At 49.6% G+C, this 12,473-nt stretch carries 8 protein-coding genes; 3 read left to right on the plus strand and 5 right to left on the minus strand.

What is annotated here, in order from left to right:
• Window positions 1-228: 228 nt before the first annotated feature.
• Entirely contained in the window at window positions 229-1,620 is a 1,392-nt protein-coding gene (gene asnS, locus ACR0QE_RS03225; RefSeq protein ID WP_432626927.1) for an asparagine--tRNA ligase, read from the plus strand.
• Window positions 1,621-2,322: 702 nt separating this feature from the next.
• On the opposite strand, the gene ACR0QE_RS03230 is transcribed toward asnS, so the two are convergent.
• The 5 genes from ACR0QE_RS03230 to ACR0QE_RS03250 form a co-directional block, all read right to left on the minus strand.
• Window positions 2,323-4,032, minus strand: a complete 1,710-nt coding sequence (locus ACR0QE_RS03230) for an ATP-binding protein (RefSeq protein WP_432626928.1) — start codon at window positions 4,030-4,032, stop codon at window positions 2,323-2,325.
• Window positions 4,029-4,703 (minus strand): response regulator transcription factor, encoded by a 675-nt coding sequence (locus ACR0QE_RS03235; RefSeq protein ID WP_432626929.1) that lies wholly within the window; start codon window positions 4,701-4,703, stop codon window positions 4,029-4,031. Before ACR0QE_RS03235 ends, ACR0QE_RS03230 begins: the two co-directional genes overlap by 4 nt.
• Window positions 4,704-5,066: 363 nt before the next feature.
• The gene (glyA, locus tag ACR0QE_RS03240; protein WP_432626930.1) at window positions 5,067-6,314 is read right to left on the minus strand and encodes a serine hydroxymethyltransferase; all 1,248 of its coding nucleotides are present in this window, start codon (window positions 6,312-6,314) and stop codon (window positions 5,067-5,069) included.
• A gap of 152 nt (window positions 6,315-6,466) precedes the next feature.
• Window positions 6,467-8,194 carry a single-stranded-DNA-specific exonuclease RecJ gene (recJ, locus tag ACR0QE_RS03245; RefSeq protein ID WP_432626966.1) on the minus strand — a complete coding sequence of 576 codons (1,728 nt, stop codon included), beginning with the start codon at window positions 8,192-8,194 and terminating at the stop codon, window positions 6,467-6,469.
• A gap of 48 nt (window positions 8,195-8,242) precedes the next feature.
• Complete coding sequence (locus tag ACR0QE_RS03250; protein WP_432626931.1) at window positions 8,243-9,115, minus strand: NAD(P)-dependent oxidoreductase; 873 nt, start codon at window positions 9,113-9,115, stop codon at window positions 8,243-8,245.
• A 300-nt stretch (window positions 9,116-9,415) separates the two neighbouring features.
• Between ACR0QE_RS03250 and ACR0QE_RS03255 the strand changes: the two genes are divergently transcribed.
• Together ACR0QE_RS03255 and asnA are read left to right on the plus strand one after the other, a co-directional pair.
• A complete protein-coding gene (locus ACR0QE_RS03255) occupies window positions 9,416-11,062 on the plus strand; it encodes a putative polysaccharide biosynthesis protein (protein ID WP_432626932.1) in 1,647 nt (548 codons plus the stop codon).
• 372 nt (window positions 11,063-11,434) lie between these two features.
• On the plus strand, window positions 11,435-12,442 hold the full coding sequence (asnA, locus tag ACR0QE_RS03260) for an aspartate--ammonia ligase (RefSeq protein WP_432626933.1): 1,008 nt from the start codon (window positions 11,435-11,437) through the stop codon (window positions 12,440-12,442).
• The last annotated feature ends 31 nt before the right edge of the window (window positions 12,443-12,473 follow it).

The following is a 12,473-nucleotide window of genomic DNA, read 5'->3' on the forward strand; positions in this document are numbered from 1 at the left end:
ATATATAGTGTTTTTTCTTATATTAACCACAAGACCTAAGTCTTCCTGATTTTATTTTCCGGGCACTTTCGATTCTTCGCGATATTTCCATTTTTCGGAATTCTACCGACAAAAACGTGCCTTTTCCCTTGAATCACAGAAAAAAATAAAGTATACTCTTAGATAGGCTGAAAAATTTTTTAAGAAAGGAAAAGCTAAAAAGTTTTATTTTTTAGCGAAAGATTTATCATGGATTTAGTTACGGTTCGGGAACTTTACCGAAACAGAGAAACCTACATGGACAAGGAGATCACCATCGGAGGATGGGTGCGCAGTGTCCGTGATTCCAAAGCATTCGGATTTATTGTTGTCAGCGACGGAAGCTATTTTGAGACTCTTCAGGTTGTTTACCACGACACGATGGCAAACTTCAGCGAGATCAGCAAGCTGAATGTCGGCGCTGCAATCGTTGTAAAGGGTACGCTTGTGGCTACTCCGCAGGCAAAGCAGCCGTTTGAGATTCAGGCAACCGAGATTCTCGTCGAGGGCGCTTCTGCTCCGGAGTATCCGCTTCAGAAAAAGCGTCACACCTTAGAGTACCTCCGCACAATCCCGCATTTAAGAGCACGCACCAACACCTTTCAGGCTGTATTCCGCGTCCGCTCCCTGATCGCTTATGCGATTCATCAGTTCTTCCAGGAGCGCGGTTTCGTTTACGTGCACACTCCGCTGATCACCGGAAGTGACTGCGAGGGCGCAGGCGAGATGTTCCAGGTTACCACGATGGACTTAAATGACATCCCGAAAAATGAGGATGGTTCCGTTGACTACACGAAGGATTTCTTCGGAAAGCCAACCAACCTGACCGTAAGCGGACAGCTGAATGTTGAGACATATGCAATGGCATTCCGCAATGTTTACACCTTCGGACCGACTTTCCGTGCCGAGAACTCCAACACTACCCGTCATGCAGCTGAGTTCTGGATGATCGAGCCGGAGATCGCATTCGCAGATCTTCAGGACGACATGAATCTCGCTGAGAGCATGCTCAAGTATGTGATCCGTTACGTTCTCGAGAACGCACCGGAGGAGATGAACTTCTTCAACCAGTTTGTGGACAAGGGACTGTTAGAGCGCTTAAACGGTGTGCTGAACTCTGAGTTCGGTCATGTGACCTACACCGAGGCGATTGAGATTCTTGAGAAGCACAATGACAAGTTTGATTACAAGGTATCCTGGGGCTGCGACCTTCAGACAGAGCATGAGCGTTACCTGACCGAGGAGATCTACAAGCGCCCGGTATTCGTAACCGACTATCCGAAGGAGATCAAGGCTTTCTACATGAAGATGAATCCGGACAACAAGACCGTTGCCGCTATGGACTGCCTCGTACCGGGTATCGGCGAGATCATCGGCGGAAGCCAGCGTGAGGACGATTACGACAAGCTGCTTGCCCGCATGAATGAGCTCGGACTCAAGCAGGAGGACTATCAGTTCTACCTTGACCTGCGCAAATTTGGCTCCACCCGCCATGCAGGCTTCGGTCTGGGATTTGAGAGATGCGTTATGTATCTGACCGGAATGGGAAATATCAGAGACGTGATTCCGTTCCCGCGTACAGTAGGTAACTGCGAGCTGTAACTCAGTCGGGAATTACATTTCCTCCTGAGTCAAAGCTCCATAAAGATGCGCAGCGATTCTGATTAGAAAATGTCAGCAAAGCTGACCAGAATCGCGCGCCAAGTCTCTGTAAACATCGACTTGAGCAAATGGCTCCGAAATATTTGGCGGAATTTTCGGGGTTTCGGAGCAGGAAACTCCAAACCATTTCGGGAATCCACAAAAAACAGGGGAAGATATGCAAACTCGCTTCGCTCAAACAAGTGCATATCTTCCCCTAATGTGTCTTCCGCGAAATGCAGGAGTTTCTCTGCCCCTGCAAACTCAAATTCCTGCCAAACATTTCTCCGCTATCACACGGCTACCGATACGAAGTGTACTTTTATTCCACACAAAAAAATATCTGGGTGCCAGCTATATTGAATACGTTGTTGGAAAGCACCTGACAGCTTTCATCCACACAATAGCAGGGCGCCAGCGGTGAGAAAGTCACTGCAAACCCGTGTGAAACGTCGGTGTTTAGATCGCGTATTTTGCGATCTTACGCACCGCTACGTTGAACCCGGAGTGCGAACGTGTTTGCAGGACTTTACTCATCGTCGGCGCCCCTATTATACCTATTATACCCATTACACTCTTTACACTACTTACACTCTTTATATCTCTTTAGGTCATCTAAGCGGGAATCCTCGACCATTCAATGACCGAGTAGTTCACAAAAACTCACGGAAATATAATCTTGATCGTTGTTCCGACTCCCAATTTGCTCTCCATCTCCACCTTCGCCTTATGGTAAATTGCCCCATGCTTTACAATCGAAAGTCCGAGTCCTGTTCCTCCGATCTGGCGGGAGTGGCTCTTATCCACCCGATAGAATCTCTCAAAAATTCGATCCTGATCTTTCTCCGCAATTCCGATTCCAGTGTCTTTTACGGTCACGGTCGGATGATTGTTGACCCGATCCACGATCACCTCAACTTTACCATGAGGACGGTTATATTTGACTGCATTCTCACAGAGATTAAAAATCATCTCATCAAGAATCTGGGACGCTCCCCGGACAACCGCCGGTTTTGCCGTCAGCGAGATCTCAATTCCGTTCGTACGCGCCGTCTCTTTCAGCCGGGTCACGACTCCTGCCGCAATCTGGCATAAATCCACATCCGTCTTCTCAATCTCCACTTTCTCCTCATCGAGACGCGACAGCTTAATAATATCTCCGACAAGCGTAATCAAGCGCTGCGCCTCCATATAAATCTTCTCCGAAAACCGTCCCATATCCTCCGGACGCACAAGACCATTTTTCATAATCTCCGCATATCCCGAGATCGAAGTCAGCGGCGTTTTCAGCTCATGAGAGACATTTGCAGTGAACTCTCTTCGCAGTTCCTCACGATTCTGCTGTTCCGTCACATCAAGGATCACAACGACTGCGCCTCTTCTGTCCCCCGATTCCACAACCGGGCTTGCAATCAGCTGGTAATAGCGGCCGTTCAGTTCCAGATTCTGCTCCCCCCGCTCACCGTGAAGGGCATCATCCACCACCTCCCGGAAACTTGCAGAGCGGTTGAAACTGAGCACATTTTTGTGTTCCTGCCCGTTTTCCTGATTTTCAATATTTTTAATATCCACATCCAGAATTCTGACTGCACTGCTGTTGTAAGAAATCACATTGGCCTTGCTGTCGACAACAATAAATCCCTCTTTCATATTTTCCGTAATCGCCGTAAACTCCTCCTGTTTTTCTCTGAGTGTCTGTATCTGCTGCTGAATGGTCTGCTTCTGTCTCTGAAGACTCCGGACAAGAGGATCGAGTTCTTCATAGATCTGATCCGTCTTCGGATCGTCCGGATCCAGTTCATTGATCGGCTTTACAATCCGCTTAGTCTGTGCATCCGCAAGAATCATGGTGATTCCAAAGATGACTGCTGCCATCGCAAGCATTGCCGGAACTGTGTGAATGACACTCGCCAAATCCGTGCGCGTTGTGCTCGCAACGCGGATGATCGTTCCTCCGTTCAGGCGTTTCGCATAATAATACGTCTGCTCTGCAAGCGTATCCGACACTCGAAACGTCTCTCCCTCCCCATTCTCAATCGCTTCCTTCACTTCTGGCCGATCACTGTGATTCGGGAGAGAAGACGGATCTGCATAGCTGTCATAGATAACCGTTCCGTCCGCCGTGATCCAGGTGATTCTGCTGATCCGCTTGTCCGGATCTGTCAGATGTTCTCCCTCAAGACGTTCCAGCTCCTTGAGATATTCCGAACCATTTTCTTCCAGTCCGGCAGCCAGATAATTAACCTCGCGCTTTACTTCCTCATGAGTCTGCCTTGTTTCCTCTTTCCCCAAAATAGACGTCGCTGTCCATGTTCCGAGAAACATGGAGAGCAGGGCTACCATGCAGATGCTCCTGAAAATCCGCCGTTTCATGCACGCTCCTCCATCTTATATCCCACTCCGCGGATTGTCTCAATATACCCGCTGGCACTTCCAAGTTTCTGACGGAGCGTCCGGATGTGGACATCGACCGTCCGCGTTTCCCCATCGAAATCATATCCCCAGATCTTGGAGAGCAGCTGATCCCTCGTAAGCACAATCCCCTCATTTTCCATCAGGTAACAGAGCAGTTCAAATTCCTTGTAAGTCAGCGCAACCGCTTCCCCATTTACCGTCACGGTATGCTTATCCAGATTAACTGCAATGGAGCCCAGCGTGCGAACACCGCCTCTGCGCTCCGGCTCTGTCCGGCGAAGAAGCGCTTTCACTCTCGAGATCAGTTCCATCATTCCAAACGGCTTCGGGATATAGTCATCCGCTCCGCTGTCCAGTCCGATCACCTTGTCGTACTCTGTTCCCCTCGCCGTCAACATAATGACCGGCAGTCTGGAAGTATGACCGGAATCGCGAAGTTTTCTGAGGATCGACAGGCCGTCCTCATCCGGCAGCATAATATCGAGAAGCACCAGTGACGGTTCTTCCTTTTTCATCTCACTCCAGAAATCTTTTGCACAGGCAAATCCCTTTGCCTCAAATCCAGTCGTTTGAAGCGTGTAGATCACAAGCTCCCTGATGCTGTTATCATCCTCTACAAGGTAAATCATCGCTCTTCTTCCTCCATCTCGCGCTCACCTATATGTGGTTTATAAACTGCCCTTATCCCATCCCCCACAATTTACCCCCATGGGATTGCAGCAGCTTCGTTTTCTTACTTATATATCATCATATAACTGGTTTGTAAAATACATCAAGCCTATATGTAAAATCTGTGTAAAGTTTTTAAGACCGCTGCCTGTTTTTGTAAAATCCTTCATAACCGCCGCAGTGCGATCCATGCGGAGCATTTTTTGTATGATAGGACGCAATTTCCTATGCAATAAAAAAAGGGAGACATCCTCCCGGACATCTCCCCTCACATTCCTGTTTCGATTTTTCTGTATTCAATTCGAGATTATCGATTGATCATTTTACTCATAGATCGGATACTTCTCGCACAGCTTGGTTACCTCTGCGCGAATATAATCTGCCTTATTCTCAAAGTCAGTTGCTGCCAGCCAGATGCACTCTGCGATCTTCGGCATATCCTCTTCCTTCAGACCACGGGTCGTGATTGCCGGAGTACCGATGCGGACACCGGAGGTGACGAACGGGCTTCTCGGCTCATTCGGAACCGTGTTCTTGTTCAGGGTGATGTAAACTTCATCACAGCGGTTCTGCAGTTCCTTTCCGGAAACTTCCATTCCGCGCAGATCAAGCAGCATCAGGTGGTTGTCTGTGCCACCGGTCAGCACCTTGAAGCCCTGCTTCTGAAGTGCATCAGCCAGAGCTGCCGCATTCTTCTTCACCTGCTTCTGATACTCCTTGAATTCCGGCTTTAAAGCCTCGCCGAGGCAGATTGCCTTTGCTGCAATCACATGCTCAAGCGGGCCACCCTGGGTTCCCGGGAAAATTGCCTTGTTGAAGTTGAACTTCTCTGCTGCTTCCTTGTTTGCCAGAATCAGTCCGCCTCTCGGTCCACGCAGGGTCTTATGTGTGGTTGTGGTCACAACATCTGCATACGGAATCGGGCTTGGATGCTCTCCTGCTGCAACAAGACCTGCAATATGAGCCATATCTACCATGAGATATGCGCCAACCTTATCTGCAACCTCGCGGAAGCGCTTGAAATCAATGGTTCTCGCATATGCGCTTGCACCTGCAACGATCAGCTTCGGCTTTGCCTCTAAAGCGATCTGCTCGAGCTTGTCGTAATCGATGAATCCGTTGTCATCAACTCCGTAAGGAACGATGTGGAAATACAGACCAGAGAAATTGACAGGGCTTCCGTGTGTCAGATGACCGCCATCACTCAGATTCATACCCATAACGGTATCGCCCGGTTTTAACATTGCAAGAAAGACTGCCATATTTGCCTGGGCACCGGAATGCGGCTGAACATTGGCGTAATCACAGCCAAACAGTTTCTTCGCACGCTCAATTGCGATGGACTCAATGACATCCACGTTCTGGCATCCGCCGTAATAACGCTTTCCCGGATAGCCCTCTGCATACTTGTTCGTCAGTACACTTCCCATTGCCATCATAACCGGCTCAGAGACGATGTTCTCTGATGCGATCAGTTCAAGATTTCCTCTCTGACGCGCTGCCTCTTTTTCAATAGCGGCTCCCACTTCCGGATCATGTTCCGTAATGAATTTCATCACTTCGTTTACCATGGCAATTCTCCTCTCTGTATTCTGCACTATTTTTCTCTTATTGTCAGAATTATTAATCCCGATTATAGTACGCAAAAAATGACCTGTCAAGTACGCATTCCCGTGCATGACAGATCATTTTTATTTGTTAAGTCCGCTGTAAACAAAATAAATTAATGGATCTTGTATTCCTTTATCATGATCTGAAGGCTTTTTCTCCCGTTGTACTCGTTGATATCCGGGTAATAAATCACATCAATTGTCCGCCGGTCTCCGAGTTCTTCTAAGAAACGATCTCCCTCTGTGAAGAGCATTCCATCCATCGGAAGTCCATGCGGAGTCACAAGCATCATTTTCACTGCATTTCTGTTCTTTCCGAGAACACGCACACTGCGGATCATCAGATCCTTCTGCGCAAACTGCGGCTTCTCATTCCCATTTCCGAACGGCTCGAGTCTTCCGAGCTCCCGAATCAGAGCTTCCGAGACATATTCGAGAGGAAGCGGCACATCAATCCAGATTTTCGGGATAAAATCTGCCGGTTTCAGCCCCGCCTGCTCATTGAGTCTGCGCCGGAACTCCTCGACATTCTCCTCTAACAGCGAAAATCCCGCCGCCATCGGATGACCGCCAAACTTTAACAGCAGATCTTTCACCCCGCAGAGTCCCTGATACATATGATAGGCCTCAATCGAACGCCCGGATCCCTTGACACATCCCTCACTCCGCGTGAGCACAAGCGTCGGCCGGTTCCATGCCTCTCTCACTCTTCCGGCAATGATTCCCGCCAGGGATTCATGGCAGTCGGGCAGAAAAATCACAAGAACAGAGTCATTCGCGTAATGTTCTTCCACCTGCTCAAGCGCCAGCTCCACCCCATCTCTCGTCATCTCTTTTCGCTCTTCATTCAGCTCCCTGAGCTCTTCCGCCATCCGTCCTGCACGGACATTGTCGGAGCAGAGCAGAAGCTCAAGTGCCAGTTTTGCCGTCTGGAGACGACCACTCGCATTCAGGCACGGTCCGATCACAAATCCGATGTGATAAGCAGTCAGCGAAGTAATGTCAAGACCGCAGGCTTCCACAAGCGCACGCAGCCCGACGCTTTTTGTCCGCGCAATCTGTCTGAGTCCAAAACGCACAAGAATACGGTTTTCATCCTGAAGCCGCATCACATCCCCAACCGTCGCAATCGCTGCAAATTCGAGCATGTCGAGCCACTCCTGACGCGAAATCCCAAACCGCTCATAAAGCACCTGAACCAGCTTATATGCAACCACTCCGCCGCAGATTTCCGGAAACGGATAAGCGCAGTCATCCTGTTTCGGATTGACAACTGCGTCCGCTGCCGGGAGACACTGTTCCCCGTTTTCGCCCCGGACAACCTCATGGTGATCCGTCACAATCACCGTCATTCCAAGTTCTTTTGCCCGCGCAATCTGCCCAAGCGCCGCAATTCCGTTATCGCAGGTGATAATCGTGTCGACACCGTCCACCTTTGCCTTCTCGATAATCTGTTCATTGATTCCATAGCCATCCTTGATCCGCTCCGGAATCTGGTAATCCACGCGGCCGCCACAGCGCGAAATTCCCTGATAGAGAAGATAGGTGGAACAGACCCCATCGATATCGTAGTCTCCGACAATCCGGATGTGCACGCCCTCGCGGATTTTTTTCTCCATAATCCCGGCTACGAGATCCATCCCTTTCATCTGATGAGGATTGTAGAGATCATCAAGCGTTCCGGACAGATATTTGCGGATGTCCTCCTCCCCCTCCACATTTCGATTTCGAATAATCCGTGCCGTCACCGGACTTATGTGAAAGCGCGATGCGATCCCGTTGAAATCTGCCCGTTTTGTCTGAAGCATCCACACGCTCTGGGGTCTGGTCTGATGTTCCATCTTCACTGTCTTTTGTCCTTTCCTATCCTATCTTCCTATAAATATTTATTACTTTTCTTTCTCATAATATTTGAGGAGTGCCTGTGTTCCCAAATCTCCCATTCCATTCTTCTCCATCTCCTCGTACATGCCAAGCACATACTCAAGCATGCCAAGATGAAGATCCGCATCCTTTGCCTCTGAATCTGCCAGCTTCATATCTTTAATGAAATGTTTTACAAAAAATCCCGGATTGTAATCTCCGTTTAATGCTCTCGGAAGCACATTGCTCATCTGCGCACTTCCCGCTGCACCCGTAGAAATCGAATCCAGCATGGTCTTCGTGTCAAGTCCGACCGCCTTCGCATAAGCTGCCGCCTCACAGGCTCCGGAGATTGCACCTGCAATGGCGATCTGGTTGCACATCTTCGTGTGCTGTCCATTTCCAGCCTTTCCCTCGTAATCAATATTTTTTCCCATCGCCTCAAACACCGGACGGCACGCTTCAAAATCTTCCTGATCACCGCCCACAAGAATCGTCAGAGTTCCCGCCTTCGCTCCGGAATCTCCGCCTGTCACCGGCGCGTCAAGTCCGTGGAGTCCTGCCGCTTTTGCTGCTTCATAGATTTTAACTGCTAATTTCGGACTGCTCGTCGTCATATCGATGACATAGGCGCCCTTCTTTGCATTCGCAATCACACCGTTTTCTCCAAAATATGTCTCCTCGACATCCTTCGGGTAGCCGACAATCGAGATCACGACATCACGGTCCGCAACACACGCCTTCACAGAATCTCTCCACTCGGCACCTTCCGCCACAACCTCATCCGCCTTCGCCTTTGTTCGGTTGTAGACTGCAACCTCATATCCTGCCTTCATCAGATTGCGGATCATTCCCTTTCCCATAATTCCAGTTCCGATAAATCCAATCTTTTTTAACATGACCGTTTCTCCTCTCCTGTAACAAACTCGTATTATTTCTGTTTTCGTTTCTTTCAGGCCAAATCCATTCCTGCTCATTTTATCACATCCTCCCGCAGATTGCCATGTCACTGAGTTTTTTTCAGGATGCAGCAGTGACAGCAGAGTTACTGTACACGGATAGGCATTTTCTGAACTGAAAATGCCGTATGATACAGTGGTGACAACAGATTTTGTTGTGTCTCCTCCGCAAATGCGTTATACTATGGAATAGCAAAAATAATGCTATAGTTCAGCAAATTACCAGGAGATTTTTTAATTATGAGCGAAAAAACACAAAAACCAGCTTCCGGCGGGAATGCCGGATTTCTGGTGCAGGGAAGTATTCTGGCAGTGGCCGGAATCATTGTCCGCTTCATCGGACTGCTGTACCGAATCCCGATGACCCGTATCCTCGGTGGTGACGGAAACGGATATTACAGCACCGCCTACGAAATCTACAACATCGGCCTGATCCTCTCCTCGTACAGTCTTCCTCTGGCAGTCTCCAAACTGATTGCGGCAAGACGAGTGCGCGGTCAGTATCAGGACGCCAAGCGAGTCTTCAAGAGCGGACTGATTTTCGGTGCAATCGCCGGCGGAATCATGACGATGATCCTGTTCTTCGGCGCAGATGCGATCACTTCGACCGTCTTCAAGAGCCCGAACAGTGCTCTTCCATTAAAAGTGATGGCACCGACCATTCTTGTCTTCTCGATCATGGGCGTTATCCGCGGATACTTTCAGGGTCTCGGAGATATGGTTCCGACCTCAATCTCTCAGGTCATTGAGCAGATCGTCAATGCCTGTGTCAGCATCGGCGCTTCCTACACCTTCACCGTGTGGTTTGCCAGCCGCGACAACGTAGGTTCTTACAGTGCAGCCGGCGGAACCCTCGGAACTCTCTGCGGTGCACTCTCCGCTTTCTTCTTCCTGACGATCCTGATGATCCGCTATCAGAAGAGAAACAAGAGACGTCTCGCCCAGCCGCAGACCGTCCCGGTTGAGACATGGAAAACGATTTATGTCGCCCTCTTCATGACACTGACCCCGATCATTCTCAGCCAGTTTGTGTACCAGCTCAGCGGAACCGTCGACAATGCGATGTTCGGAAACCTGATGAGCGCAAAAGGCCTGACGGAGAAGGAGCGCGCAACCTTGTTTGGCATTTACAGCAACAAATACCGCCTGCTCTCAAATGTGCCGGTTGCAATCGCCTCGGCTCTCGGAACCTCGATGATCCCGAGCATTGTCCACTCCCGCACCCAGAGAAAGCATCGCGAAGTCAAGTACAAAATCGGTCTGACAGTCAAGTTCAATATGCTGATCGCGATCCCGTGCAGCGTCGGTATGGGCGTTCTCGCTGCACCGATCATGCAGATCATTTTCGGCGACAGCAGAGAGCTGACTGCCCAGCTGATGATGATCGGCGCACCTGCGGTTGTCTTCTTCTCCCTGTCGACTGTCACAAATGCTGTTCTTCAGGGAATTGACCTGATGCGCAAATCCGTTACCCATTCGGCAATCTCGCTTGTGATCCACATCGCCCTCGTCTATGTGATGATCGAGCACCTGAATCTCGGTGTCTACGGCCTTGTAATCGGAAATGTCACCTTTGCCCTCGTTGTCTGCATCCTGAACTGGATCTCGATCGGCAAGCGACTGCACTATCGTCAGGAAATCCGCACGACCTTCCTGCTCCCTCTGCTCTCCTCTGCAATCATGGAAGCCTGTGCCTGGGGAGTTTACGTAGGAATCCGTGCCGTGACCCACAGCTACCGCCTCGGCTTCCTCGTCGCAGTTCCGGTTGCTATGGTCATCTATGGTCTGATGATCATCCTGACCCGCTCTGTCACCGAGGACGAACTCCGCGATATGCCGTTCGGAATGCGAATCGTCCGCCTGTGCAGAAAATTACATCTGATGTAACACAATTATTTAATCCAGAGAAATTTTTTAATTATTTTATAAGGTAGGCAACTGTGCTTTTTATCACGGTTGCCTATTTTTTCCAGTATATCTCTTTCTGGATTACATGTTCCGCGTAAGCGCATAGTGACTCTTATTGCTTTATTCATCGAAGAAGTGCCCTTAAAGTAGAAGCTCCCGAGGCGAAGAAATTCCAGGGCAAACCCACCCCACAAAAATTTTCTCTTGTGCAGATTCCTGCAAAATGATACCATAAAGGATAGTAACTGTTTTAAGTTTTCGTTCAGGTCCACACATGCAACGACATGCAACGCAACGACTTGGCACGATTTTTCTCAGCTACAAACGACTCATTGATTTGGAGGAACCTTTATGGCACTGATTATTCCAGAAAACTATGACCCGCACCTGAGTGTTCGGGAAACCCAGGAGGCAATCAAATACATCCGCGACACCTTTCAGAAAGAATTCGGACGCGAGATGCATCTCGAGCGTATCTCTGCACCGCTGTTCGTCACCCGCGAGAGCGGCTTAAACGACAACTTAAATGGCGTGGAGCGCCCGGTTTCTTTTGACATTGCGGCAATCCCGGGACAGACGGTTGAGGTTGTTCACTCCCTTGCAAAATGGAAGCGCATGGCACTCAAAGAGTACGGCTTTAAACCGGGTGAGGGTCTCTACACCAACATGAACGCAATCCGCCGTGACGAGGAACTCGACAACCTGCACTCCTGCTACGTTGACCAGTGGGACTGGGAGCGCGTTATCACCCGCGAGGAGCGCAACATCGAGACCCTGAAAGAGACTGTCCGCACGATCTTCAAGATCATCAAACATATGCAGCACGAGGTGTGGTATAAGTACCCGCAGGCTGCCAAGGAGCTGCCAAACGACATCACTTTCATCACCTCCGAGGAACTTGAGGATCTCTATCCGGACAAGACCCCGAAGGAGCGCGAGAATCTGATCACAAAGGAGCACGGCTGTGTATTTCTGATGAAGATCGGAGACAAACTGAAGTGTGGTGAGCCGCACGACGGACGTGCTCCGGACTACGATGACTGGCAGTTAAACGGCGACATCCTGTTCTGGTATGAGCACTTAAACTGCGCTCTTGAGATCTCCAGCATGGGTATCCGTGTTGACGAGAAGTCTCTTGCAGAGCAGTTAAAGAAAGCCGGCTGCGAGGAGCGCAGAGAGCTCCCATATCACAAGATGCTGTTAAACGGCGAACTTCCGTGCACGATCGGTGGTGGTATCGGTCAGTCCCGTCTGTGCATGCTTCTTCTCGACCGCGCCCATGTCGGCGAGGTACAGGCAAGCCTGTGGCCGGAGGAGATGCGCAAGACCTGCCGTGAGCACAACATCATCCTGCTGTAATTCTTGCTAGCTATAATTTTTACTGTAATTC

This window comes from Brotaphodocola sp., assembly GCF_050873065.1.
Lineage (GTDB): Bacteria > Bacillota > Clostridia > Lachnospirales > Lachnospiraceae > Brotaphodocola.